At 54.6% G+C, this 23,971-nt stretch carries 23 protein-coding genes and 1 pseudogene; 9 read left to right on the forward strand and 15 right to left on the reverse strand.

What is annotated here, in order from left to right; all coding sequences use genetic code 11:
- Positions 1 to 23: 23 nt before the first annotated feature.
- From LEPIL_RS01525 to LEPIL_RS01535, 3 genes are all read right to left on the reverse strand, one after another.
- Positions 24 to 476 (reverse strand): hypothetical protein, encoded by a 453-nt coding sequence (locus LEPIL_RS01525; protein ID WP_002769265.1) that lies wholly within the window; start codon positions 474 to 476, stop codon positions 24 to 26.
- The gene (locus tag LEPIL_RS01530) at positions 476 to 1,378 is read right to left on the reverse strand and encodes a MinD/ParA family protein (protein ID WP_040919290.1); all 903 of its coding nucleotides are present in this window, start codon (positions 1,376 to 1,378) and stop codon (positions 476 to 478) included. The genes LEPIL_RS01525 and LEPIL_RS01530 overlap by 1 nt, the downstream gene beginning before the upstream one ends.
- 98 nt (positions 1,379 to 1,476) lie before the next feature.
- Positions 1,477 to 3,000: a GTP-binding signal recognition particle SRP54 G- domain-containing protein gene (locus tag LEPIL_RS01535; protein WP_002769269.1), complete on the reverse strand. Its 1,524-nt coding sequence runs from the start codon at positions 2,998 to 3,000 to the stop codon at positions 1,477 to 1,479.
- Between the two features lie 180 nt (positions 3,001 to 3,180).
- Here LEPIL_RS01535 and LEPIL_RS01540 point away from each other — a divergent pair, with 180 nt between their 5' ends.
- Both LEPIL_RS01540 and LEPIL_RS01545 read left to right on the forward strand, forming a co-directional pair.
- Positions 3,181 to 3,807 carry a hypothetical protein gene (locus LEPIL_RS01540; protein ID WP_002769271.1) on the forward strand — a complete coding sequence of 209 codons (627 nt, stop codon included), beginning with the start codon at positions 3,181 to 3,183 and terminating at the stop codon, positions 3,805 to 3,807.
- A gap of 167 nt (positions 3,808 to 3,974) precedes the next feature.
- The gene (locus tag LEPIL_RS01545) at positions 3,975 to 5,027 is read left to right on the forward strand and encodes a class I fructose-bisphosphate aldolase (RefSeq protein WP_002769273.1); all 1,053 of its coding nucleotides are present in this window, start codon (positions 3,975 to 3,977) and stop codon (positions 5,025 to 5,027) included.
- Between the two features lie 63 nt (positions 5,028 to 5,090).
- On the opposite strand, the gene LEPIL_RS01550 is transcribed toward LEPIL_RS01545, so the two are convergent.
- Positions 5,091 to 5,699, reverse strand: a complete 609-nt coding sequence (locus LEPIL_RS01550; protein WP_002769275.1) for an HAD family hydrolase — start codon at positions 5,697 to 5,699, stop codon at positions 5,091 to 5,093.
- A 76-nt stretch (positions 5,700 to 5,775) separates the two neighbouring features.
- Between LEPIL_RS01550 and LEPIL_RS01555 the strand changes: the two genes are divergently transcribed.
- Positions 5,776 to 7,011, forward strand: coding sequence for a 3-deoxy-D-manno-octulosonic acid transferase (locus LEPIL_RS01555; protein ID WP_002769277.1), 1,236 nt, complete (start codon positions 5,776 to 5,778; stop codon positions 7,009 to 7,011).
- A gap of 45 nt (positions 7,012 to 7,056) precedes the next feature.
- Here the strand turns inward: LEPIL_RS01555 and LEPIL_RS01560 are convergent, their stop codons facing one another.
- From LEPIL_RS01560 to LEPIL_RS01575, 4 genes are all read right to left on the reverse strand, one after another.
- Positions 7,057 to 7,593 carry a flagellar basal body-associated FliL family protein gene (locus tag LEPIL_RS01560; RefSeq protein WP_002769279.1) on the reverse strand — a complete coding sequence of 179 codons (537 nt, stop codon included), beginning with the start codon at positions 7,591 to 7,593 and terminating at the stop codon, positions 7,057 to 7,059.
- A gap of 73 nt (positions 7,594 to 7,666) precedes the next feature.
- A complete protein-coding gene (locus tag LEPIL_RS01565; RefSeq protein ID WP_002769281.1) occupies positions 7,667 to 8,491 on the reverse strand; it encodes a flagellar motor protein MotB in 825 nt (274 codons plus the stop codon).
- Between the two features lie 2 nt (positions 8,492 to 8,493).
- Positions 8,494 to 9,282 (reverse strand): motility protein A, encoded by a 789-nt coding sequence (locus LEPIL_RS01570; protein WP_002769283.1) that lies wholly within the window; start codon positions 9,280 to 9,282, stop codon positions 8,494 to 8,496.
- Positions 9,283 to 9,288: 6 nt separating this feature from the next.
- On the reverse strand, positions 9,289 to 9,510 hold the full coding sequence (locus LEPIL_RS01575) for a flagellar FlbD family protein (RefSeq protein ID WP_002769288.1): 222 nt from the start codon (positions 9,508 to 9,510) through the stop codon (positions 9,289 to 9,291).
- A gap of 203 nt (positions 9,511 to 9,713) precedes the next feature.
- On the opposite strand from LEPIL_RS01575, the gene LEPIL_RS01580 reads away from it, so the two are divergent.
- Entirely contained in the window at positions 9,714 to 10,514 is an 801-nt protein-coding gene (locus LEPIL_RS01580; RefSeq protein WP_002769290.1) for a type II CAAX endopeptidase family protein, read from the forward strand.
- Between the two features lie 36 nt (positions 10,515 to 10,550).
- Here the strand turns inward: LEPIL_RS01580 and LEPIL_RS01585 are convergent, their stop codons facing one another.
- Positions 10,551 to 11,561 (reverse strand): zinc-dependent alcohol dehydrogenase family protein, encoded by a 1,011-nt coding sequence (locus LEPIL_RS01585; protein WP_002769292.1) that lies wholly within the window; start codon positions 11,559 to 11,561, stop codon positions 10,551 to 10,553.
- A gap of 125 nt (positions 11,562 to 11,686) precedes the next feature.
- On the opposite strand from LEPIL_RS01585, the gene LEPIL_RS01590 reads away from it, so the two are divergent.
- Positions 11,687 to 12,118, forward strand: coding sequence for a ribonuclease HI family protein (locus LEPIL_RS01590; protein ID WP_002769294.1), 432 nt, complete (start codon positions 11,687 to 11,689; stop codon positions 12,116 to 12,118).
- A gap of 221 nt (positions 12,119 to 12,339) precedes the next feature.
- The gene (locus LEPIL_RS01595) at positions 12,340 to 13,218 is read left to right on the forward strand and encodes a porin OmpL1 (RefSeq protein ID WP_002769296.1); all 879 of its coding nucleotides are present in this window, start codon (positions 12,340 to 12,342) and stop codon (positions 13,216 to 13,218) included.
- 54 nt (positions 13,219 to 13,272) lie between these two features.
- Here LEPIL_RS01595 and LEPIL_RS01600 read toward each other — a convergent pair whose 3' ends face one another.
- Positions 13,273 to 13,704: an LIC_13246 family protein gene (locus LEPIL_RS01600; protein WP_002769298.1), complete on the reverse strand. Its 432-nt coding sequence runs from the start codon at positions 13,702 to 13,704 to the stop codon at positions 13,273 to 13,275.
- Between LEPIL_RS01600 and LEPIL_RS01605 the strand changes: the two genes are divergently transcribed.
- On the forward strand, positions 13,703 to 14,854 hold the full coding sequence (locus tag LEPIL_RS01605; RefSeq protein WP_040918115.1) for a pseudouridine synthase: 1,152 nt from the start codon (positions 13,703 to 13,705) through the stop codon (positions 14,852 to 14,854). The two genes, LEPIL_RS01600 and LEPIL_RS01605, sit on opposite strands and share 2 nt — an antisense overlap.
- A gap of 40 nt (positions 14,855 to 14,894) precedes the next feature.
- Here LEPIL_RS01605 and LEPIL_RS01610 read toward each other — a convergent pair whose 3' ends face one another.
- From LEPIL_RS01610 to LEPIL_RS01620, 3 genes are all read right to left on the reverse strand, one after another.
- Positions 14,895 to 15,650, reverse strand: coding sequence for a lysophospholipid acyltransferase family protein (locus tag LEPIL_RS01610; RefSeq protein ID WP_002769300.1), 756 nt, complete (start codon positions 15,648 to 15,650; stop codon positions 14,895 to 14,897).
- 108 nt (positions 15,651 to 15,758) lie between these two features.
- Positions 15,759 to 16,430 (reverse strand): potassium channel family protein, encoded by a 672-nt coding sequence (locus tag LEPIL_RS01615; RefSeq protein WP_002769301.1) that lies wholly within the window; start codon positions 16,428 to 16,430, stop codon positions 15,759 to 15,761.
- Position 16,431: 1 nt separating this feature from the next.
- Positions 16,432 to 18,273 (reverse strand): TrkH family potassium uptake protein, encoded by a 1,842-nt coding sequence (locus LEPIL_RS01620; RefSeq protein ID WP_002769302.1) that lies wholly within the window; start codon positions 18,271 to 18,273, stop codon positions 16,432 to 16,434.
- A 91-nt stretch (positions 18,274 to 18,364) separates the two neighbouring features.
- On the opposite strand from LEPIL_RS01620, the pseudogene LEPIL_RS01625 reads away from it, so the two are divergent.
- Positions 18,365 to 20,439: pseudogene (locus LEPIL_RS01625) on the forward strand (RelA/SpoT family protein).
- A gap of 2 nt (positions 20,440 to 20,441) precedes the next feature.
- Here LEPIL_RS01625 and LEPIL_RS01630 read toward each other — a convergent pair.
- Together LEPIL_RS01630 and aroA are read right to left on the reverse strand one after the other, a co-directional pair.
- On the reverse strand, positions 20,442 to 22,136 hold the full coding sequence (locus tag LEPIL_RS01630) for a flagellar assembly protein A (RefSeq protein ID WP_002769304.1): 1,695 nt from the start codon (positions 22,134 to 22,136) through the stop codon (positions 20,442 to 20,444).
- Positions 22,115 to 23,437 carry a 3-phosphoshikimate 1-carboxyvinyltransferase gene (gene aroA / locus LEPIL_RS01635; protein ID WP_002769305.1) on the reverse strand — a complete coding sequence of 441 codons (1,323 nt, stop codon included), beginning with the start codon at positions 23,435 to 23,437 and terminating at the stop codon, positions 22,115 to 22,117. The genes LEPIL_RS01630 and aroA overlap by 22 nt, the downstream gene beginning before the upstream one ends.
- Before the next feature lie 56 nt (positions 23,438 to 23,493).
- On the opposite strand from aroA, the gene LEPIL_RS01640 reads away from it, so the two are divergent.
- Entirely contained in the window at positions 23,494 to 23,961 is a 468-nt protein-coding gene (locus LEPIL_RS01640) for a phosphoribosyl-AMP cyclohydrolase (RefSeq protein ID WP_002769311.1), read from the forward strand.
- Positions 23,962 to 23,971 lie beyond the last annotated feature (10 nt).

The raw sequence follows: 23,971 nt of genomic DNA on the forward strand, positions 1-23,971 counted from the left end.
ATTATGGGAAGCTCCCATTTTGATCAATCATCTTTTGCAAGCAGGGTGCGAATGGCCTGAGCCATCAGGCGGGGCTCGTTTTTAATCTTGACTTTATCGACAAGAATATGGTCGCCGAAGTGTTTCGAATTGCCGTCCGCCGCGGCGGCAAGGGCATCGGCCGCCTGTCTGTCTGCCTCAGAATCCGTTTCGGCCGCATAGTCGTTCAGCTCATCCTCTGAGAAATCAGACGCAGAACTTCGAGAACCGCTCAATGAAAAACCGGCCATTCCCTCGAATATTTCAAAGAATTCAGGGACTTTTGCCTTGAGCACCGCATACACTACGGCGCCAAGAACGCCCGAAAGCAGGGTACAGAACAGCACGACAGAGAGGTTATGCTCCCATCGGTTTCCCGACAGAAGGGCAAAGACGGCCGAAACAAGCAGGCCGGGAAAGGCAAATGCGATCGCAAATTTTGCCGGCAGGGGAATCATCAGCCCGAAGTCTCTTTCTTCGTTTCACCGCCGAAAAAGTGAGCCAGCTTCGTGAAGAAGTTGCCGATGCCTGCATTCTCAGCATCGTCGGTATCGACGTTGAGAAGACGCATTGCGATGTGCTGCACGCAGGCCGAGCTTTTTGAGCCCGGATAAACGACGACGTAAGGCCTTTGATTACGAATGCTCTTTTGAACGATCTCTTCTTCAAAGATAAATCCAAGGCTCTCTACTTCGGCCTTCAGGAATTGCGAAGAGATGCTGATCAATCGGTCGGCCACTCGTTTCGCTTCAACGGCCGAATCCACCCGATTCACAAGAAGCTTGATACGTTTATCCTGCCGGTTCACGACGATGCTTTTGATCATGCCGTAGGCGTCGGTAATGGATGTCGGCTCGGGCGTCGTGACGATGAGCACCTCGTCGGCCGGCTTGACAAGGCCGACGACGTTAGCGCCCACTCCGGCACCTGTATCAATGATCAGGATGTCATAGCCTTTCAGCTCTTCAAGGCCGCGCAGAAAATTCTCGCGCTGCTCATCGTTGAGGTTTGCGAGCTGGGTGATGCCGCTTGCTCCGGCCAGCAGATCAATGCCGTAGTTTGTGCGCAGGATGACGTCCTGAATGCGCTTTTTACCTTTAATGACTTCGTAGATATTGTGCTCGGGAATGATACCCAGGAGAACGTTGACATTGGCGAGGCCGAGATCCCCGTCCATGAGCAAAACCTTTTTGCCCATACGCGCCATGCTGATGGCAAGGTTGACCGAAACCGTCGTCTTGCCCACCCCGCCCTTTCCCGACGTGATGGCGATGACGCGAGTTTCGTCTCTGGGAGCTGCCTGGATTTCGCGGCCTGTTGTTGTTTCGGTGCTTTCGGAAAGATCCATCGTTTGTTCCATGAGAAGGGAACTACTCTGTAAAAGACGACCGGCATTCGCAAGACGTAATCCCGCTGCCTGTTCCAGATAGTACATAAGCCCCTCTCAGCTAAAATAATTCAACTGTTCAATCCGAGCACCATCCTCGCCAGATCTTCCGGCCCCGCATTCATGAGCGGGCTTGAAACCTCCGGACTGTTATTCAGAAACGAGAAAGGTCTCTTCCATTTATCGGCAACTTCAATGAAATTAGCGAGAAAATCCGCTTCGTCGAGTCGTGTGAGAAGGATTTTTTCGAATCCCGTGGGCTCAAAGAATTCCAGATATTTTTCGGTCAGCGACGGCGAGATGGACACGGGAAGCACAAGATGCACTTCAACGGAGTCCTTCACACATTCGATAAAGCGCACAAGCTCATCCCGCCGATCGGCATTACGAAGGCCCATGCCCGACGTATCGACAAAGATGAGCTGCGAGCCATCGCGATCCAGATACTCTCGAAAATCCGACTCGAAAAGCGGCGAAAAGAACGGAACTTGCAGAACGGCGGCGTAGGTTTTCAGCTGCTCGGTGGCGGCCACACGATGCAGGTCAAGGCTGTACAGACTGATAGCGGGCGCTTCTTCGAGCTGGTAGCGATAGGCAAGCTTGGCAAGGCTCGTCGTCTTGCCCGAGCCGTTCGGACCGACAAAAAAGACGATCTTTCGCTCGCCATGCTCCCGCTCGATGACGGGCGTCACGCGGATCATATCTTTCATCTTCTCGATGGATCGGCTGCGCACACGGTTTGGATGCAGTCGGTCTTCCTCTGAAAGGGAACGCTCCAGGCGCTGTAAAAACCGATCCACAAAGGCAACGGAGCCCTGATTCTCGATCAGGCGATCCCGAATGCGCGCCAGCGGATTGCGGTCCTGATGCCGCTCCCCGCCGGTCGGGCGTACAGCAATCGGCTCAGGTTCCTCTTCTGCATCGACGCGAAACAACGCCTCAAGCTCTTCTCTGGTAGGCGCTTCCATCACGTCATTCAGGGGAGCTCGAGCCGGACGCACCGGCGAAGTCAGGATCGGCGAAACAGTATCGGCAGGGGCGACAGGAGTCTCCTTTACAGGCTCTTGATACGGATCTCTGGAAGGCCTGGTTTCAACGGTACGCGTCTTCAGCGCCTTTAAGGAATCAATCAGCGCATCGAGGTCATTCAGATTCGTCTCCATTGTCGAACCAGACGTCGAACCAGACGTCGAACCAGTCCCTGATGCAGATGAGGATAAAATGTCCCGACGCGCCTCTCGACTCTTTGTCGCCTCGGGCTCACTCCGTGCCGCAGCCACAACAGTACTCGGCCTGACGGCACCTGCCTGAACGCCCGATCCCCCCTCGCCTCGTCGCTCGGACAATGTCGGCAAGGAGCGCTCAAGGACGGTGCGGCCTGCCGGGCGTTGCGGCTTTGCTTTGCCATACGGAGCATCGCCCTCGCTCACCATGTATTCGATTTCATACTGTTTTTTCGCCAGCAGGTCTGATCCGAACAGGCCGCCCTGTTTGATCTCACGAGTCTGGATAATGTAGACCGATTGACCGTACTGGCTGCGTAGCTGCATCATCATCTCGGCGATGCTGCTTCCTCTGATTTTATCGTATTTCATAAGTATATGCCGTAATGCGAAATTGTGCAGATTATGTCACATAGTGCCCTTTCCCTGGCAATCGTTTTTCTGAATCAGCACATTTTTATGGAAAATAGAGGAGGCTTCTGTACCGGAGCGGAAGCATCGAAACGCTAAATTTTTGCTTGCATACTCAGGCGACATAATAAGTCTAATCGCATGATACGCATGACCCGCTTTACTACTTACCTGCTGAGCCTCACTACCGCCTTCCTGCTCCTTGCCTGCAAGTCTGAAGGCAAGGGACCTGTCGAACGTATCGCCCTGAAAGAGCTTCCCTTTGAAGCCGATAGAGTCACGACTGAATCCTTTTTCCAGAAAAGCGGATGGCAGAAGCTCGAACAGTCCGATGATCGGATCGTCTTCTTTTTCCCGGCCGCCGTTCCCGAAGAGCTGCGTAAACTGCCGGTGATGGGAGAAGAAGGCCCGGCTCCGGAACCTTACACTCTCCAGGTTTTTTTTAATCCCGAAGGCAAAGCTGCCATCATGATCCTGCACCGCTTCGATACTTCGGATCGGATGGAATCGTTTTTCAAGGCCATCAGCGAGGACTACGGATTGAGCGGACTCAAGTTTTCTGAGGTAAGCGAAACAAGCGGCCTGGGGAATCAACTTATCGAGTCGCGAGGCGTACTCGATACGGGCGATACACTCTTTCTCGTTCTGCGCTCAAAGGTTCTGCCAGTCGAAGAAAAGCTGAAAAACGGCATGAACGACGAAATCGAGATTCGCATCTTCCCGAAGAAGCTCAACGAAGGTATTACGGCCGACGCCCTGCTCGATTGATCTCGATTTTTGCTTTACGAACGGCCTTTTCTCTGATAGAATTCAGCCCTGTTGCTCATCTCGCCGATGAGCCGCCTGGCGTTTTTGCGCCTCTTCAAAGCGCGGGGACGTCACAGAAGCCCATGCATGAGTATCGAACTGCATAACTGAAATACAAGGAGAATTCCATGGATACATCAAAGATCAGAGAACTGCTTGGCTCCGATGCCGACGACCTTCTGAACCATAAAGCTAAAGTGAATAAGGAGATGCTGCATCTTCCTTCGCCCGATTTTCTGGATCGGGTATGGGCCTATTCAGATCGCAATCCGCAAACGCTGCGCTCGCTGGCCGCCATTCACAACAACGGACGCCTGGCCGGCACCGGGTACGTCTCTATTCTGCCCGTTGACCAGGGTATCGAACATTCCGGCGGCGCTTCTTTCGCTCCGAACCCGATCTATTTCGATCCCGAGAACATCGTAAAGCTCGCCATCGAAGGCGGATGTAACGCCGTGGCCTCAACGTTCGGCGTTCTTGGCAGTGTAGCTCGCAAATACGCGCATAAGATTCCCTTTATCGTCAAGATCAATCACAACAACTTCATCACCTATCCGAGTAAATATGACCAGATTCTTTTTGCTCAGGTAGAAGAGTCCTGGAATCTCGGCGCCGTCGCCGTCGGTGCAACCATCTACTTCGGTTCCGAAGAGGCCGACCGTCAGATTCAGGAAATCAGCGAGGCCTTCGCAAGGGCCCACGAGCTCGGCATGGCGACGATCCTCTGGTGCTATCTGCGCAACAACGCCTTCAAGGCCGATAAAGACTATCACACAAGCGCCGACCTGACAGGACAGGCGAATCATCTTGGCGTAACGATCGAGGCCGACATCATCAAACAGAAGCTACCGACGAATAACGGCGGATACAAGGCCATCAAGTTCGGTAAGACGCATGATAAGGTTTATACAGACCTTTCAAGCGATCATCCGATCGACCTCTGCCGCTATCAGGTGCTGAATAACTATGCCGGTCGCGCCGGACTCATCAATTCAGGGGGCGAATCGAAAGGAGCCGGCGACCTTGCCGAGGCCGTCCGCACCGCCGTAATCAACAAACGTGCCGGCGGTATGGGTCTGATCTCGGGCCGTAAGGCCTTCCAGCGTCCGATGAATGAAGGCGCAGCACTGCTTCAGGCCATTCAGGACGTGTATCTGAATAAAGACATCACGATTGCCTGATTCAAGCCTCATAGATCGATTTCTGCGAAATCGATCTATGAGAAGCCGCTATTGAGACGGCTTTCAAAGCAAGCCGTGTTCGCGCAGAGCCTCTTCGATGATCTGTGCGGCACGGTCCTTCTTTATTAGAACCGTATGCCAGCCAAGTGTCGCCGGTTCGATTAAGTTTTCTTCTCTATCATCAAAGAAGATGATCTCGCTCTGATGGTTTACTCGCCGCTCTATCAGGGCTTCGTGCGCCGTCTGAAAGAAGGCCAATTCGGGCTTGCGGTGGCCGATCTCACACGAAAAGAAAAAATAATCAAAGAACTGCGGTAAATCTCGACGCTTCTGGAAGATATCACGATACCAGAGCGAATAATTCGAGGCCAGCCCCATCGGTTGCCGGATGCGACGCAACAACTCGGGAATACCAGGCAGCCAGCTCACCTCTTTCATCATCTCTTTTTTCAGCCTCTGCGGAGTCGGTAGCCCCGCTATGTCGGCATCGGGCTGAAAGAATTCGCGATAATAGCGGGCCTCACCGATCAATCCTGCCTCGAAATCGAGAAAGGCCTGTGCATTGCGCAGACGGGCCCATCTACGCAGCTGAGCATCGTCCATCAGCCTGTGCACGGCGCGAAAAAAGGGATCATCGAGCAGCGTGTCCATCATGTCAAAGAGTAGAAGCACAGGTCTGTGTAGTAGACGTGGAGCTGCAGGCAATCGATTTGCTTTTCATGCTGCGCTCGCAAAAAAAAACGGAACGATGCGCCTGCTCTACTCCCTTCTGCTCATATTCCTTCTGCCCGCATACGGTCTTGCTCGCATCTTTTCGAAGCAGGCCCGTCTGTTTGCAAAGACAAGGAGCGAGGGAAAGCATGTCATCCGTAAAGCGCTTCTTTATGACGGGCCGCTTTTCTGGCTGCATGGCTCTTCTGCCGGAGAGCTCGATCAGGCGCTTGCTATCGCCCGCGAGATACGGCGGCGCAAGATGGAAGGGAAGATTCTGATTACGGTATTCAGCCTGAGCGTTAAACGCCTGCCTGCCGCCGACGCCGATTTTACCGCCTATCTGCCGATCGACTTTCCCTGGGCGTGGCGAATGATCCAGACCCGAAAGAATGCGCTGACGTTTATTACGTTTACGTGGGATGTTTATCCGAACCTGTTACGCAGGATTCGCAAAGCCGGAGGTTCGGCTTATCTGTGCTCGGCGGCGCTGCCTGCAAATTCCTGGCGAATCAAGCACAGCCGCTGGCTGCGTCCGGTTTATGCCGATTTTAACGGCATCGGTGCCGTTGACGAAGCGAATCGAACCCGATTCTTACAACTGCTTCCCGACGAGAGCCGCGTGGCCGTTACCGGAGATACGCGTTACGATACGATCTTTTACAAGCTCGAACATGCGCCTCTTGCTCCGGACGATGCGTCAAGGTTAACATCGGCGCAGCCGCTTCTCATTCTGGCATCCACATATGAGGCATGCGACGAACGGCTGCTACCGCATACGAAGCAGTGGCTTGACAATCACCCCGACCTCGACCTGTGGCTCTTCCCTCATCATGTAGACGAGCATCGCCTTGCTGAATGCGAACGCTCGCTAAAGCGACTGCAGATCGACTTCAAGAGATATAGCGAAGGACCGGCGCGCGTCGTTCTTGTCGACCGACTCGGTCTGCTTGCCAGGGCGTATGAGAAAGCCCGCTATTGTTACGTCGGAGGAGCCTTTCATCATCGCGTGCATAACACGGCCGAGCCTGCCGCCCTGGGTGTTCCCGTGCTCACCGGTCCGCAGATCGAAACGAGTCCGATCGCCCTGCAACTCGAATCTGAGGGAACACTCTTTCGCCGCGACTCTGGAGCCGAAATATTCGCGACACTCGACGATCTTGAAAAAGACGAAAAACGGCGGCTTCTGCTTTCACAGAAGAGCCGCCGTTATATGCTCTCGCAGAGAGGAGCGTCCGAAGTTTTCCTCGACGCCTTTCGCGTTGGTCAATGATTCAACGCATACTCCGAAGTCCGATGAAGACTCGAAGCCATGAGATCAGTTCACGATGAACTCGCTGAAATAGACCTCTTCCACCTTGCCCTCTGAAAGCACATGGTTGATCGAGGCCTTGATCTCTTCGCGCAACTCCAGCTGTCCCTGAATCGTCGTAAGCTCGTCGCGCGACTTGCCCGCCAGGATCAGGTTGATGATGTTCCGAAGCTGAGGCATGCGCTGCGCCAGCTCCGCAGAGAGCGCTTTATTTCCCATCTCAAAGCCAAGCGACAGCTTCAACTTGATGAAGTGCGATTCGCCGCGGTCATTTGTATTCACGCGAAAGTCTTCTGAGAAGTTGAAGCTTTCCAGCGGCGGAGGCGGCTTGACGACGGCAATCGACGCCACCTCTTTATACTGCTGCGCCGAGGCGAACCGCGCAACATAATAGGCGATCACCGACATGACGATCACCCCCACGGCGCCCAGGGCGACATAGATCAGGATTTTTACGACGCGATTCAGGCCTGTGGCCGCCGAAGGTTGGTACCCCCCGCCGTCTTCCTGCCCTTCGTCCAGATCATCATCTGCTACTGCCATCTCTTACTCCCACAGATCCGGCTTCGTGCCGGACTCACATCTTTCTCGATGAGGCTTGAAGCCCGATACTCTATCATCGATCAGGTATTAAATATTCTGCACCAGGAATTCTTGTGCCCGGCAGGCCCTCTGAAGCCTCCGATCGGCTGCGATCGGGCTCTTTTTCGGGCAGGATCACGATATCGATGCGGCGGTTATGCGCCTTCGCTTCGGGCGTGCCATCCTCTCCCTCGTTTCTAAGGGGACGGTACGAGCCATACGACATGCCCTGAAGCAGATGCGGCTTCACGCCCTTTGCCTGCATGAACACGATACTGTTGATCGCCCTTGCTCCGGCAAGATCCCAGACGTTTGCGTAGTCGCGCTCCTCGTCGCTGGCGGCGCGCAGTCGTGCTTCATCAGCCGACGCATGCCCTTCGACGCGGGCGTAACGATTGAGCGAATCAATCAGCCCCGCCGCCTTCGCCAGGGCGTCTTCCATGGCCGGAGTCGGCAGGGCGCTACCCGGCTCGAAATAATCGGCCCCGACCAGTGATATGATAATACCGCGTTCATCTTCGTCAATGCGCACCTTACGTGCCTCGATCTCGGGCTTGAAGATGCTTTTCGCCTGCGCCTTCGCGCTGGAAAGCGAACGACCGGCAGTCTGCGAAGGCAGGCTTTCAAGATTCATACCCATCTCTTCAAGACGACCCTTCGACAGAGTCTGGCCTCCTTCAAACATGCCGAGGCTGTTTGAAAAGGCCGAGAGAATCAGCTGAATCTCCTGCGGTGTAGCCTTACCGATACTGAAAAGCATCACAAAGAAGGTAAGAAGCAGGGTAACCATGTCGCCGTAGGTGGTAAGCCAGACCGGTACCTCTTCGCATGTCGGACATTCCTGTTTTTTTGAGGCCATTCTCAGCCTCCGCCAACGGCTTCATCAAGAGCTGCTCGGTCGGACGGCGGTAAGAACGAGGCAAGCTTGTCTTTTACGATACGGGGGTTGTCGCCCGACTGAATACTTAAGATGCCCTCGATCATAACGGCCTTCTCAAGCATCTCATCCTGGTCCCGGCGCAGCAGCTTATCTTTGATCGGCATGGCGATCAGGTTCGATCCGAACGAACCATAGAGCGTAGTAATAAGGGCGGCGGCCATACCGGCACCAATCGCCGACGTATCGCCTGTTCCGAGGTTTTTAAGCATCTGAATCAGACCGATCAGAGTCCCGAGCATTCCGAAGGCGGGCAGATAGACGCCCATCAATCCGAAGAACTTCGCGTTCGCTTCGTGGCGGGCGTGAATATTCGACATATCGGTTTCAAGGATATTGCGAACAAGCTCGGGGTCCGTGCCGTCAACGACAAGCTGAAGACCCTTTTTTAGAAAGGGCTCGTCTACGTTTGCAAGATCATCTTCAAGAGAAAGAAGGCCTTCGCGGCGAGCCCGTTCCGAATAGTTTACAAGGCGGGTGATCATCTGTGCGATATTCGCTTTTTTCTCGAAGATGGCAAAGCGTGCGTATTTGGGGATTGTCGTGAGTAAATAGAGCGGGTTACCCATCACCGTGGCAGAAAGTCCACCGCCGAAAGTAATGAGAACGGACGGAATGTCGATGAGGTCTCCGGCAGAAAGACCGGCCACCAGAGATCCGAAGATAACGAGCCCTACGCCGAGCAAAAAGCCCAATATTGTTGCGATATCCATACCGGTTTACCCTTCTGTCTTCTCTTCGGCTGAACGGCGCAGAAGATCTCGAAAAATTTTGCTCTCAAAATCGATGATCTTCTGCGAGATTTCGTTCGGTTTTTCCAGAACGATATAGCGGCGATCGTTATGAAGCGTGATCACCGTATCGGGATTCGCCTCCACAACCTCAATCTGTCTGTGATTCAGGAAAAAGGCCTGGCCGTTCAATCGGTGTAACTCGATCATCAGTGTCTTTATCGTCGATCGATGGCCTGGAGCCCTGAATCATTTTTTCGGATGCATCAAGAAACCCAGACTATTCATTCCCTCTCTCTGGCCTTTCTCCGCGCCCTCGGCGCCCTCTGAGGTTCATTTTCCTGATATAGAACACAAAGCGGGGCGTTTTCCGGATTCCTTGACAGCAGATGCCGCATTCTGGAAATCCTATCGTGGGCCTTTTCATGCTATTTTTTCTGAGCCTGGTCTTCATCCTGGCGATCGTCGGTTCTGGCATCGTGCAGACCGTCGTACTCTCGCTGAACATCCTGCCCGTCAGCAAGTTCGATATTCTGAAGCTCACGATGGCTCCGGGCTTCATGGCAGCGGCTTTCCTCTGTGCCCTGCTCTCGCTTCGGTATCTGCCCGGAAAAGGTCGACTGAATGGACCCGCTTATCTGGCCATCGGCCTGCTTCCCCTGCTTTTGCAGATCGTCGCCACTCCGCTTTACAACCTCTCGTTAATGCTCTTCCCGCCGGGTGAGCTCTTCTTCTCGCTCATGGAAACATTGAAGCCGACCGGACATCCTCTCGATACGTTTGGAGCTTTTTTCTCGATCGTGCTCGTCGGGCCGATCTGTGAGGAGTTCGTCTTTCGCGGGGTGATGATGGAGCGCGCCCTTCGCGAAAGGCGTAACGTTCATATGATCGTACTGCTTCAGGCGCTTCTTTTTGGAATCGCCCACATGAATCCCTGGCAGTTCTTCTATGCCGTAGCCTTCGGAGCCTTGTTCGGTTATCTACGCGTATGGAGCGGTGGAATCTCTTTGACCGTTCTGCTTCACATTTTCGTTAACGGATGGTCTGTGCTTAGCATGTACGTATCTCTGCCCCTATTTCAGGAGGCCGACGACGGGCGGCCCGTTCCGATCGAATGGTGGCTCGTTCTGCTCGCACTGGCAATCGGCGCAGGCCTGGTTTTTGCGTTATACAGAAGACGGCAGCTGCCTGTAGAGGAGTCCGCCGTTAGCTGAGGCCTCATATCGAAGAAGGCCTCAGCCCATCCCTTTTCAGTCGACTCGAATACAGACCTTACCGAAATGTGAACCGGAACGCAGATAGTCGAATGCCGCCTGTGCCTCGCCAAACGAGAAAACTCGATCAACAACGGGGCGCATGCCGTGAAGCTCTATCGCTCGGTTCATCTCGTTAAAGGCGCGACGATGCCCCACAACAACGCCCTGAATGCGAATGTTCTGCATCAACACCGGCGTCAGATCGACCGGAGCCGAACGGCCGGCCAGGACTCCGATCAGATAGATCGAGCCTCCCGGACGCACGCTTTTCACCGAACGCTCGAGCGTGCCCATTCCGCCTACCTCGATCACATGGTCGACGCCGCGCAGCCTGGTGATGCGGGCTACCTCCTTCTCCCAGTTCGGCTGCGTCTTATAGTTGATGCAGTGACGGGCGCCCAGCTCTTTCGCTCTGGCGAGCTTATCATCCGAGCCCGACGTAATCACGACCTCGGCGCCAAACATCACCCCGAACTGAAGGGCAAAGACCGACACCCCACCTGTTCCAAGGGCCAGAATCTGCTCGCCGGCCTTTACCGGTCCCTTTTCCACAAGGGCCGACCATGCCGTTAGTCCCGCACAGGGTAACGTCGCCGCCTCTTCATCAGTCAGATGCTCGGGCGCCTTCACGGCATCGACTGCCTTGAGGCGCATATACTGTTGCAACGTTCCATCGGCCGGTCCACCGATCGCTCCACGCAGATGTGTCCGTTCCGGATCGCCGTCATACCAGCCTGGAGCAAAAACGGGCATGGCGCGTTCGCCGATCTTCCAGTCTTTCACGTTAGAACCGACGGCGCTGACGACTCCTACGCCATCGGAACAGGGAACGACGGGCAGCTTCATGCGCGGATTGTAATTCCCCTCCACCATCAGCAGATCACGAAAATTCAGCGAAACCGCCTTCATCTTCAAAACGATCTCGTCGGAAGCGGGCTCGGGAACGGGACGCTCCACCATCTTCAGCTTTTCTCTACCGAACTTCTCGAAAATATATGCCTGCATAGGGCAAAGGTTTCTTGAACGCAGTATCTGAAAAACCTTTTTCCTGACAATACGGACGGCTCCAGAACCTTGTCTGCGTCACGGAGTAGACTCGACGTTCGTCGCTGTCTGAGAATCGTGGATTCGTGGAATTCTATCTTTTCTGTGACGGCGCTTCGCGCGGAAACCCGGGCCCCGCTGCCTGTGCCGCTATTATCTATAAAAATTCGCCCGATTCTGACGCCCTGCTCCGGCTTGGAAAGGTACTGGGGACGGCCACCAACAACGTAGCCGAGTACCAGGGCCTGATCCTTGGCCTTGAGGGCCTCCTGGATCATCTCGCGAAAGACGGAGTGGCCCCTGCCTCTGTGTCCTTGCACATTCGCATGGATTCCGAGCTGATCATAAGGCAGCTGACGGGTCAGTATAAGGTTAAGCATGAGGCGATGAAGCCGCTTTTCGCGAGAGCGAAGGGCATGCTCTCACAGTTTGCCGCAGTCCGGCCCGAGCATGTGCGGCGCGAATTCAATAAAGAAGCCGACCAGCTCGCAAACAGGCACCTTGACGGCCTGGCCTGAATCCGCCTTAAAATAGATTGCCAGTGCTGCCGGTCTTTTTCGGGCAATTGGTTGCCACATCCACCATCTATGGTGCAGAGCAAAACAATCTGTCAAAAATTCTTAAACAGAATTAAATCACGTTCATTTTTCGCTTGACCCGCGATCCCGGAGGACGAAGCTCCAAGCAAGCCTGTTAAAGGCAAAAACAGATTCTTTTACGGATATCTGGAGGGTAACAAATGAGAAATGCCAGAAAGCTCCTCGCGCTGGCCGTCGTCTCTTTAGCGGCGACGAGTGTTCATGCTGAGGGTTCTTACCTCGGTCTTGGCCTTGGTCTTCAGTTCGACCTTGGCGACCTTGGTGGAACGATTACAAAAGACGGCCTGGATTCAAACACACCGGGCAGGCAGATGATCGTCGCCGAAAACAAACTCGATGTGCTTTCAAAATCAAGCATCATGCGAGTTGAACAGAACAGCGCCATGACCGGCGGTATTCTGTCAATTTTCTGGGAGAAAGAAGGCCAGAACTCCTTCTGGAGAGTTGGTGTTGATCATACTCGCAAGATCATGGGCGGACATACTGAAGCAACCTTCATCGGCCACAAGATGATCGATATGACCTGGTCCTATCAGGCCACTCATATTCCTTTCTACTGGGGAATGAAGGCAGGTGTAGGCGAGTCGGCTTCGGTCTATGGCGGTCTCGGTCTGCACTACTACCGTGGCGGCTGGGGCATCGACGGCGATTCTAACGGGCAGCTTCTGTATGAACTGAGCGGTGGTGCTATCTCTGTCGGTCCGCACTCCAACCAGTATATCCTGACCCAGGGTCAGACACATGCTGGTGGCGCTGGTAACAACTTCCCGGTAATCGGCGAACAGGTACGATTCGACGTCAACGGCATCGGTTTCAACTTCCTTGTTGGTATCGAGCGCAAGCTGCAGTCGGGTAACAAAACCTACTTCGAGATCGAGCACGTAATCGGTGGCAAGATGGACAACGCTCCGGTGCGTACCTATGGTACGGTCAGTTCGCTGGCTTCTACTGGTAGCCTCTCGTATCCGATCAACCTGAGCGGTACTCGCTTCAAGTTCGGCTACAAGATCGCGATGTAATTCCGATCGATCTGTAACTTACAGAAAGGCAGCTTCGCAAGAGGCTGCCTTTTTTTATTGCGTTTGCGGTATTTGCCCGCCCGATTCGAGCCGAAAGAAATCGGCCTCGCTGATCGGCACGGCACGGGCATAGAGGTCCGTTAAACAGAGCATCTGATGCACCGGATGCTCGGCGTCGTCGGCGACCTCTTCGCGCTCCCTGTAGATATCGTCTTCGTGCAGCCAGGAGGTCCGCAGCTGGCCTCCCTTTGTGTCAAGGCGAACACAGACATAGAAAAGACCGTCTTCGAGTCGGCCGAGAAGCACCGTTACAGCGGAGGGCTGTGCGACCGATACGGCGCGGCGCATGAAGTGTGAATGATCGAGACCGGCAAGATTCGTCCGTTCATCAAAGCGAAGCAGCAGGCCGAGTATCTGCTGGAACGGTTCGACATCGAGCAAATGCCGCAAATCGCAGGCAGAGGATGGATTGACTTCATATTTCATGGCAACTTCCTTTCATAAAGAGTTGTTCGCCCTTCGGCCTCTCGTCAGTATCGTGTTCACAGGCCCGGGCGTTTTCAGCTGGCATAACAGCCAGCCTGTTATCCTTCTGGTTCAGGAAATGGGCGATCCGAACGAAAAAAAATCCGACTCCGGCGTAGAAGAGGCGGAATTTCGACACGTTGAGCTTGTCGTTGATCGCTTCCAGGCCGGGCGCCGCATGGATCTTCTTTTGACCGCACGGTATCCGGCTCTGTCGCGCTCGTCCTGGCAGCAGAGAATCAACGACGGCGAGGTGACCCTGAATGAAAAACCGACCCGCCCTTCAAGGGTTGTTCATGAAGGAGAGGTGATTCGATTCTCTTATAGAATGCGCCCGGAGCCCGATGTGGATCGCAACATCGGCATCATCTATGAAGACGACGATCTGCTCGTCATCGACAAGCCCGGCGACCTGCCCATCCATGCCTCGGGCGGTTATCGAAAGAATACGTTGAACGAGGTTCTCATCGAACTATTTCGCAGTCGTGGACAGGAGGACTTCGTCTGCCGGCCGGCGCACCGGCTGGATCGTGAAACCTCGGGCCTGATCGTGTATACGAAATCGACGCAGATGGCTCGCAAGGTGACGAAGGCCTTTCTCTCAGGCGAGGTTGATAAGTACTATACGGTCTTTGTGTTCGGCAGCTTTGCTGAAATCCGCAGCTGTGAAGGATGGATCGGGCCCGATGGCGGTTCGACCGTTCGGCGCAAACAGCGTTACCATGAAGGCGAACCGGGCCCCGATGATGTCCGCTGCCGCACAGATTTTGAACGCATCCAGGAGGTCACGATCGATGGTCGTCTTATCACGGCGCTGAAGGCCCGCCTTTTCACGGGGCGTATGCATCAGATTCGCGCCACGCTCTGCAGCCTCGGTTATCCTGTCGTCGGGGATCGCCTGTACGGACCGGACGAAACGATCTACCTCAGACGGTTAGAAGACGCCGAAACCGAAGCCGATGCCAGAACACTTCTTCTTAAAAGAACGGCGCTACACTGCACGCGCCTCGAATTCCGGCATCCTCGCACCGGGCAGCGGCTTCTTCTTGAAAGCCCCCTGCCCGATTCTCTTGTAACATTGCTGACTCCGGACGCCTCACAGGATAGCTGAGGCAGATGAGCTCAGACCGCTTGCGCTGGACCGGCGCCTTTCAAGAAGGCATCGGTCCTGTAAGCTGGGCCCGCATCTTCTGCAGTTCGGTCTGGATGATCTCTCGGGACAGCTCGATCAGCTCATCGACCGAAAGCGCCTTCACCTTCTCAATCGGGATCGGATCAAGCACATGAATACGAATGCGATGCAGGCCTTTCAGGATGAAGCTGCCCACCGGAAGCGCCTTTGAAGAACCGTCAAGCACGACAGGCAGGATGGGAATCTCAAGCTTCTTTGCCAGCTCGAAGGCTCCTCTCTTAAAAGAACCCAGCTCGCCGCTTCGCGATCTCGTTCCTTCGGGAAAGATGAAAACCGAGCTGCCTTCTTTGAGAGTGGCCTCGGCCTTGCGCATCATGCTGACGCTTCCCCGTGTTGTGCCGCGATCGATTTCGATATAGCGGTTCAGGCGCATATTCCAGCCGATAAACGGGAATTTGAAGTTTTCGGACTTACTCACCCACTTGAAGTGAAAGAACGTGCGAAACAGAGCGAAGATATCGACCATCGATTGATGATTCGAGATCATCATATACGGCTTCCGGGGATCGATCCTCGTCTTTTTTACAAGAGTCACCCTCCAGAACGGATTCAACCATGTATAAAGAGAGGCCCAGAACGATGTGAAGCGATGAAGAAGCACCAGTCGTCGGTCAAACAGACCCGTAATAGCACGGATCAGGACGGCGACAGGAAAAAACAGTATGCAGGTCACTGCGAAAAACATCCAGAAAAGGATGGATGCTACGGTATTCATCTATTGATCCTCTTAAGTTCAATATGCTGTAGCTTCTAAGACAGACAGAGAGCCGGATGGTTGCAAAATTTTGTTTTTTTTCAGGCATTCGAGCATCCCGAAAACCCGTCAACCATGATCATTCAAAAATTTCTCGATATCATCAAGCGTTCCAAAGAGAACGAGGATATCGCCTTCATGAATGATCGTATCACCGTCCGGGATTCCGAGGATGGTCTCTTTGCCTTTTTCCTGACGCTTGATCGTCACAATATTCAGGTTGTATTCTTTCTTGATATTGGTGCGAAGAAGCGGCTGCGCCTCATACACGCGAGGAGCGACAGCCTCCACAAGTTTGTATTCATCTGACAGAATCATACTTCTTCGTATAGACTGATGACTGAGCTGCTCGGCCATGTTCTCGGCGGCCGCTTTCTCAGGATTAAAAAGGTTCTTCACGCCGATCATCGTAAGCACTTTGCGCTGCATTCCCGTTCTGTAGCGAACGATAATATCGCCCCGACAGTGTCGTTTCAATATATCGGTCGTGACGACAAGGGTTTCAAAACTCTCGGCCGATGCGAGGATAACGACATCCATCTCGTCGATGCTCTGCGCGACAAGGGCCTTCTCGTCGGTGGAATCGAGGCAGACGGCATGCGTGCATTCGTCTTTGATCTCTTCGATCGTGTCGAGGTCCTTATCGATGGCGGTAACCTCATGTCCCTCTTCGTAAAGACGGCTGACGACCGCTCTGCCGAAATCGCCGATACCTATAACGCATATCTTTTTTCTAAGCATACTAACCTACCACAACATACTCGGACGGATACCTGTAACGCTCCTCTTTCGCCGCAGGAACGATCGAAATCAAGAACGTCAGAACGCCGACTCGGCCGATTAACATAATCAAACTGAGAGTGATCTTCGACGGTACTGTCAGGTCCGCCGTAATGCCGCGCGAGAGGCCGACTGTTCCATAAGCCGATACCACCTCAAAGGCAATGTCGAGAAATTCCTTTCTCTCGAAAATGGACATGGCGAAAATACCAGCGAAAATTACCATGAGAGAAAGTAACACGGTCGAGTACGCTCGGATGATCGTCGTTTCGCTGATCGACCGCTTGAATATCTCGATACGGGTCTTTCCGCGCAGAAGATTGAAGATGTGAATCACGGCTACGGCCATCGTCGTCGTCTTGATGCCACCGGCCGTCGACACGGGAGATGCGCCGATCCACATGAGAAGCAACGTAAAAAAGGTAAGTGGAATGCCGAATTCCGATACTGCAATCGTATTGAAACCGGCGGTTCGCGGCGTAACCGTATAAAAAAGCGAATGAAGCCAGTACTGCTCCGTGGAAAGGCCGGCCAGCACTCCGTCATCTTCGAGTATGATGAAACCGAAAAAGCCGACGACGAGCAAGATGCCTGTCGTAATCAACACGATGCGCGAAGTAAACTCGAGTCGGCGAGGCATGACGCCGCGCCGTCTGGGTCGCAACACCGATACGATATCACGAAGCACGGGGAAGCCCAGGCCGCCGAACAGAATCAGCAGCATAACCGTATAAATCGAATACGAGGAATGCAGAGAAAGGTTATACAGGCTATCAGGGAACAGGCTGAACCCGGCGTTACAGAATGCGCTGATACTGGTAAAGATGGCGATAAAAAGGCGGTCGCCCGAATCAGGAACAAGCGTGGAAGGAATCGAGAAGAAAAGATTGATCGCACCGAAGGCCTCAATTGAAAAAGTCATGAGTGCGATACTGCGAATGATCTTTTTCGCTTCAGCAACGGAATCCTCGCTGAGCAGCTCCTTCATAAAGACCTGCTGCGTAAGGCTGGCCCGACCGGCCAGGTAGAAAGAGAAGAATGAGGTCAGCGTCATGAGGCCCAGACCTCCGACCTGGATCAGACCGAGCAGAATGACCTGACCCGTTCTTGTCAGTCCTGTCGTAATATCAAAGGTTGCCAGGCCCGTCACACAGGTTGCCGAAACGGCGGTAAAAAGCAGATCGATAAGCGGTATCTCAGGTAAAGAGGCCTTCGGCATGCGCAGAAGAGCCGTCCCGATTATAATGATTATGGTGAAGCTCTGCATGAAAACGACAGACGGGTGGATTTTCATGCTCTGCAAAAAGCCCGCCTTGCGAGAGGCATGGATGACCTGATTCAGAAAAAAAAGCAGCTGCGAACCGGCGAGAAAGAGTAACGCCGCTCTCTCTCCTCCTTCTTTAGAATCCCTTTCAAAAAAGAAATCTACGAAAACGTCGCGAAAGATCAATTGAACGGCGACGATAACCGCCAGTATCAGCTCAACCCTGTGCTGGCGCAGATGCTCCCGGAACGTTCCGTCGGTAAAAAGCCAGCCGAGAAACTCGTAGAGCACAAAGATGAAAAGCACGATCTGAACTGTAAGAAAAACGAGGATCTCATACTTCTTTGGATACTCGAAACCGAAATCGAGAATCAATACCGCTCCGGAAATCAGGCCAGAAAGGGCGAAAAGAATACGAAAGTAGGGTAACAGATGATTGCGGTATTTCTGACCGATCCTGTACAGCAGCAGGTGAAAAGAATCGATCCCTGACGGCTTCCAACCCGTCGGCGAGCCTGAATCCTTCGGCTCCGAAGTCATACCCGATCAGAGGGATCGGGGAGCCGCTGTAAAGCGGAATCACAAACCGAACTTTACTTGTCAGATTTTTTTTTTATGAAATGCTGTATCTATGCTTCTTGAAAAGCCACAGGGATTCCGGGTTTTACAGTCCTACAGAGCTCTGCTGCAGTTGATCCGCGAGAAAAATCCCTCCGTCGATCTACGCACTATTCGGCGGGCTTTTCTCTTCGCTCACCGCGCCCATAAAGATCAGCGCCGGCTTTCGGGTGAGCCCTACATCATCCACCCCGTAGCCTGGCCGAGATGGGGCTTGATACGGCGACCATCGCCGCCGCCCTGTTGCATGACGTCGTCGAAGATACGTCGTTCGGCGAAGACAGCATCAGACGCGAATTCGGCGAAGAAGTCAATATGCTCGTGCGAGCCGTAACGAAAATATCGCTCGTTAAAAAAGACAGCATGAAGGATCAGAAGCCTTCGTCCGAGCTGAAGGCCCGCGAGGCGGCCGAGAACATCCGCCTCATGCTTCTTGCCACGACTCGCGACGTGCGCGTCATTCTTATCAAGCTTGCAGATAAGCTGCATAACATGCAGACGCTTGGATTCCAGAAGCCTCATAAAGTCGAGCGCATCGCCCGCGAGGTCATCGACATCTATGCGCCCATTGCCGGTCGTCTCGGCATGTTCCGCATGAAGTCCGAGCTGGAAGATCTGGCATTCGGCGCTTTACAGCCCGAGGAATTTGAAACCCTACAGAGCGAACTGAAACACAGTCGCGGCGATCTTGAGGTCTTTTTAAAAAAGATCACGAGCATACTAAAACAGCGTCTTGCCGACATTCAGTTAACGGCGCGCATCGACGGTCGTGCAAAGCATCTTTACTCCGTCTACAGTAAGATGCAGAAGTACGGCAAGGGCATCCATGAGATCTACGATCTGCGCGGCGTGCGTATCATCGTCGACGAGATCCGCGACTGCTACGGGGCGCTCGGTATCGTGCATACGCTCTGGCCGCCTCTGCCGGGGCGCTTTAAAGACTATATCGCCATGCCGAAATCGAACGGCTATCAGTCTCTGCATACGACGGTCGTCGGTCCGGACGGACGACCTCTTGAGGTGCAGATCCGCACACAGGAGATGGATGAACGGGCCGAACACGGCATCGCCGCACACTGGTTATACAAGAACGATATGCGCGCCGAGCGCGGAGATCAGGGCAAACTTGAATGGCTGCGCACGCTTTCTCGCATCACGCAGGAATTCCAGGGAGACTCGAAGGATTTCATTGAAGATCTTCGCGACGAACTGAACCCGAAAGACGTCTATGTCTTCACTCCGAAAGGCGACATCATCAATCTGCCTCAGGGATCGACCGTTCTTGACTTCGCCTTTCGCATTCATACCGACATCGGCCTGCGCTGCAAGTCGGCCAAAGTAAACGATCGCATCGTGCCGCTTCGCACCGAGTTGCGCAGCGGTGACCGTATCGAGATCGTTACGCACGGCGAGCCAAGACCGTCGCCGGTCTGGCTGCGTTACCTGAAATCCCAGGGGGCGAGGCAGAAAGTACGCGGATTCTTTCGTCGCATCGAAGACGAAACTCCCCTTCCCGGTGACAGTCGCACCGAGGTGCCCGATCGACCGGCGAAAACGCGCGATCTGAAAGAGCTGCGCGAGATTCGCATTCGCCGCAAAACGTCGACGAATCCAAAAGACGTTCCGATCGAGGTCGCGGGCAATACCGACATCCCCGTGCGTTATGCAGGATGCTGCTCTCCCGTTCCGGGGGACCGCATCGTCGGCTTCATCACGCGCGGACGCGGTGTGACGATTCATCGCGCCGACTGCAAACATCTGCCCGCCGAAAAAGGAGATCAGGATCGCTTTATACAGGTGCGCTGGGAAGGCCTCACGGAAACCTATCCGGTCGGCATCGAGATCAGCGCACGCGACCGTCAGGGGCTTTATCTTGATCTGGTGCAGGCCATCTCGCGCACGCAAACGAACATCCTCAAGGCCGAAGCCGATATTCCCAAACATCAGAACGGCACGATGAAGGCGCGCTTCCTCGTCGAAGTGGAGCACGTCGATCACCTGAACGAGATCATCGAAAGCATGTCGCAGGTTTCGGGCGTCGTCGATGTGAAGCGTCAGGCCGAACGCAGGGAAGAAAAGAAGGCCTGAGTCTACTCAAAGCTGTGCAGGATCTTATTCTCGACGGGATCAAGGGCAAAGCGTCCGGGTAACGCTACGGGGCGACGATCGATGCGGTATTTGCGAATACCGTACCCGAACGAGACCTCGACGTTCGGATACACCGTATCGCGATAAAGGATCTCGGCCTGACGATCGGGCGTGATGGCCGCCTGTATCGTCTCGCGCTGCCGGTCGAGGTTGGCGATGATTTCGAGAAACTTATTCTCAAGCGAAACAAGCTTGTCGTAGGTCGAATCCTGCTGGCTTGTAGACGGTCCGCGACGGCGCGCCTCGTCGATATGCCGGCGGTGCTGCTGGATCTTCTGTAACGTCGTGCGATTCCGATCGATCTCCTGCTCCAGTTCGCGAAGCCGCCGGAAGGTCTCGGGATCGATGCCGAGCGTCAGCCGCGTTTCGGGTTCGGCCTTCGAGCCGATACGATTGGCCACAAGCAGCTTGCCCGAAAGAGTCGATCCTCCGATCAGATCGCCCCGACCGCCATCAAGCAGGATCTCCACGCCGGCCATGAGTCGCGAATGCATGGCCGCCTCTTCGATATAGATGCCATGCCCGGCCGATACGGTCGTCTCCTGCACGAACTTAGCATAGACGTCATGCCCCGCTTCGATAAAGCCCGCTCCGCGACCGACCGCTCCGCCCATAAGCACGATATCGCCTTCGGCCTGTAAAAAGGCGCTCGAAACCGTGCGCTCGACGATGATATCGCCGCGGGCTCTCACCTGAAACCCGTCGGCGACCGTATCATGAACGACGACCGTGCCTGGAAAATCCACATGCCCCGTTCCGTAGTCGATGCGCTCCACATCGAGCACCTCGACGACCTCGATCTTCGCGTAGTTCTTCTCTTCGTCGTATCGGATGATCACCTGCCCCGTCGACTGCGAGTATAACTTCTTCTCTTTCAGAACGGCGTTGCGACCGGCCTCAAGGCGTGCTGTTGCAGGCTTTTCACCGTATACGGGGTTGCCCGAAACGTCGAGTCCGGGCCTCCCTTCGACCGGATCCAGCAGCTCGGCAAGCAGCTGGTCCTTCTCGCAAGTCTGTATAATACCGAGCTTCTTAAAATCCACGCGGGCGTTGGGCGAATCACCGAGCAGAGCGGGTCGCGCCCGGGGATGTGGATCATAATAAAACTTAATGCTGCCGTTTGTGGGGGGGATGGGATCGACCGATCGTGCAATCGTATAACTCTTTCGAAACGGACCCTTCTCTTTCAGCTCGTCGAGCGATCGCGAGGCGATGGCTTCGAGAAGACCATCATCGACGCCCGCTCGAATACCCGCAGAAAGAATGGCCGCATCAAGTTCGCCGCGGTCAAGCCAGCGTCCGCGAAAGATCGGGCCCTCTACGGTTAACGTGGCGCTTTTTTTATCGGCGGCGAGCTCAAGCGAGAAGCGAGCATCCTGCGACTCGGGCTCTTTCCAGGTTCCGAGCTCGTGCCAGTTGCCGTCTGGCACAAGAAGCAGCTCTTCCAGACCTTTCAGATCATAGTCTTCGATTCCAAAAAGCTTGAGCCGGGCAAGCACGTCGGCCTTGCGCACGGGCGCTCCTCCCGGACCGGGCGCGTGGATGCAGATCCACGCTCTGTCGTTCCGGTTCTCGATGAGGAAGTGACCGTCGTCCTTCCTTTCAATGCTGCGAATCAGATCGTCGACGGATGACATATCCTCTCGAAATCCTCGAAGTATCGCGGATACGTTTTGTTCACACAGGCCGGATCAAGAATCACCAGATCGGTGCGAATGGCGGCCAGCGAGAAGGCCATCGCCATGCGATGATCACGATAGGTCTCGACCTCCGCGCCATGCACGATCTGCGGCGGATGCACGCGCAACCCGTCCTGAAACTCGTCTACGGCGGCGCCGAACTTTTCCAGCTCGGTGCGTAATCCGCGAATGCGTTCGGATTCTTTGACGCGCAGGTTTTCCACGTTCCGTATCTCAACAGGTTTATCGGCAAAAAGGCCCGTAACCGCAAGCGTCATCGCCGCATCGGGCATATCGTTCATGTCGACGGTGATACCGCGCACCGGGCCCTGATGCTGCGTTTCGATCCAGTTTTTTCCCGTTTTCACGCGCCCGCCCTGAGCCCGTATGATATCAAGATAGCGGATGTCTCCCTGAATGGAGCTTTCATCAAGACCGTGGATGCGCACCGGTCCGGACAGCATGCCTGCCGTCATAAAATACGTCGCCGCCGTTGCATCGCCTTCGATGTAATAGGTGCCAGGACTCTCGTAGCATTGCTTCTCGGGCACGATAAACTGTGTATAACCCTCACGTTCCGTGCGCACGCCGAACTGTTCCATCATGCGCAGCGTCATGTCGATATAGGGGCGGCTGACGGGCTCGCCGGGCAGAGTTATCGTCACGCGGCGCCTCGATAGCGGTGCGGCCAGAAGCAGGGCCGAGATAAACTGCGACGACGTCTTGCCCGAAATCGTGAAGTCGGCGCTTTTCCAGCCATCCGTGCGCATCGTAACGGGCGGCGTACCCTCTGCCGAACATTCGATCGCCACACCGGCCGTGCGGACGGCGGCGACAAGATCGGCAACAGGCCGACGGCGCATCTGCTCGTTCCCGTCGATGGTGTAAGATCCCTGTCCGGCTGAGAGAACGGCGACAAGCGGCCTCAATGCCGTACCGGCATTCTCCACATCAAAAAGCCCTTCTTTAATAGAGAACGGGCCGCCGGCGCCGACGACCCGGTAGCTGCCCTCGATCTCGTTCATAAGACGATAGCAGTCCACGCCCAGAGCCGGCATCTGCTTCAGCATGACGCTCACATCGTCGGAGTCGGGAACGTTCTGTAAGATGGTCTCGCCTCTCGCCAGAGCTGCAAGCAGCAGCGCCCTGTTTCCGATCGATTTTGATCCGGGCAGGCGCACCTCGCCGAAAAAGGTGCCGATGCGGGGGATCTCAAGCCGCTCTATGCCGGCTGCCGACGTGCGTTTGAAAAGAGACATGCAGCTCTACAAAAAACTTGTAGCGTATTGCCACAACCATTTCCCTGATTCTCAGAATGAGCGAATCTCAAAATCCCGATAACCGTGAGACGTCGACCGCCGTGTCATCTCACGAAGTCTCTCACGAAATTATCGAAGAAGGCGCCGAGCTACATCTTGATTTTGACAAGCTTCTGGCCGTATCAAAGGGCGGCGAGCCTGTGCTTCCCGTCGTAGTGCAGCATGCGCGCACGCTTGAGGTGCTCATCCTCGCCTACGTCAACCGCCCTGCCCTCGCTCGCAGCATCGAACTCGGTCAGGCCGTCTTCTATTCAACAAGCCGGCGCGAGCTCTGGCATAAAGGGGCGACGTCGGGCGATTATCTGAAGCTCGAAGAGATCCGCGTCAACTGCGAGCAGAACTCCCTGCTCTTTCTTGTCGTTCCTGAAAAGGGCGGCGTCTGCCACACTAAGGACGCCGCCGGAGACACCCGTCGCAGCTGCTATTATCGCTCGGTGAAAGACGGCAAGCTCAAGTTCTTGTAGACAAACCCAC

This window comes from Leptonema illini DSM 21528 (genome assembly GCF_000243335.1).
In the GTDB taxonomy this organism is placed as follows: domain Bacteria; phylum Spirochaetota; class Leptospiria; order Leptospirales; family Leptonemataceae; genus Leptonema; species Leptonema illini.

Excerpts from the sequence above, each read along its gene's own strand:
- LEPIL_RS01525 (WP_002769265.1), bottom strand. The coding sequence starts at position 476 with ATGATTCCCCTGCCGGCAAAATTTGCGATCGCATTTGCCTTTCCCGGC.
- LEPIL_RS01530 (WP_040919290.1), bottom strand. The coding sequence starts at position 1,378 with ATGGAACAAACGATGGATCTTTCCGAAAGCACCGAAACAACAACAGGC.
- LEPIL_RS01535 (WP_002769269.1), bottom strand. The coding sequence starts at position 3,000 with ATGAAATACGATAAAATCAGAGGAAGCAGCATCGCCGAGATGATGATG.
- LEPIL_RS01540 (WP_002769271.1), top strand. The coding sequence starts at position 3,181 with ATGATACGCATGACCCGCTTTACTACTTACCTGCTGAGCCTCACTACC.
- LEPIL_RS01545 (WP_002769273.1), top strand. The coding sequence starts at position 3,975 with ATGGATACATCAAAGATCAGAGAACTGCTTGGCTCCGATGCCGACGAC.
- LEPIL_RS01555 (WP_002769277.1), top strand. The coding sequence starts at position 5,776 with ATGCGCCTGCTCTACTCCCTTCTGCTCATATTCCTTCTGCCCGCATAC.
- LEPIL_RS01560 (WP_002769279.1), bottom strand. The coding sequence starts at position 7,593 with ATGGCAGTAGCAGATGATGATCTGGACGAAGGGCAGGAAGACGGCGGG.
- LEPIL_RS01565 (WP_002769281.1), bottom strand. The coding sequence starts at position 8,491 with ATGGCCTCAAAAAAACAGGAATGTCCGACATGCGAAGAGGTACCGGTC.
- LEPIL_RS01570 (WP_002769283.1), bottom strand. The coding sequence starts at position 9,282 with ATGGATATCGCAACAATATTGGGCTTTTTGCTCGGCGTAGGGCTCGTT.
- LEPIL_RS01575 (WP_002769288.1), bottom strand. The coding sequence starts at position 9,510 with ATGATCGAGTTACACCGATTGAACGGCCAGGCCTTTTTCCTGAATCAC.
- LEPIL_RS01585 (WP_002769292.1), bottom strand. The coding sequence starts at position 11,561 with ATGCAGGCATATATTTTCGAGAAGTTCGGTAGAGAAAAGCTGAAGATG.
- LEPIL_RS01595 (WP_002769296.1), top strand. The coding sequence starts at position 12,340 with ATGAGAAATGCCAGAAAGCTCCTCGCGCTGGCCGTCGTCTCTTTAGCG.
- LEPIL_RS01605 (WP_040918115.1), top strand. The coding sequence starts at position 13,703 with ATGGCAACTTCCTTTCATAAAGAGTTGTTCGCCCTTCGGCCTCTCGTC.
- LEPIL_RS01600 (WP_002769298.1), bottom strand. The coding sequence starts at position 13,704 with ATGAAATATGAAGTCAATCCATCCTCTGCCTGCGATTTGCGGCATTTG.
- LEPIL_RS01610 (WP_002769300.1), bottom strand. The coding sequence starts at position 15,650 with ATGAATACCGTAGCATCCATCCTTTTCTGGATGTTTTTCGCAGTGACC.
- LEPIL_RS01615 (WP_002769301.1), bottom strand. The coding sequence starts at position 16,430 with ATGCTTAGAAAAAAGATATGCGTTATAGGTATCGGCGATTTCGGCAGA.
- LEPIL_RS01620 (WP_002769302.1), bottom strand. The coding sequence starts at position 18,273 with ATGACTTCGGAGCCGAAGGATTCAGGCTCGCCGACGGGTTGGAAGCCG.
- LEPIL_RS01630 (WP_002769304.1), bottom strand. The coding sequence starts at position 22,136 with ATGTCATCCGTCGACGATCTGATTCGCAGCATTGAAAGGAAGGACGAC.
- aroA (WP_002769305.1), bottom strand. The coding sequence starts at position 23,437 with ATGTCTCTTTTCAAACGCACGTCGGCAGCCGGCATAGAGCGGCTTGAG.
- LEPIL_RS01640 (WP_002769311.1), top strand. The coding sequence starts at position 23,494 with ATGAGCGAATCTCAAAATCCCGATAACCGTGAGACGTCGACCGCCGTG.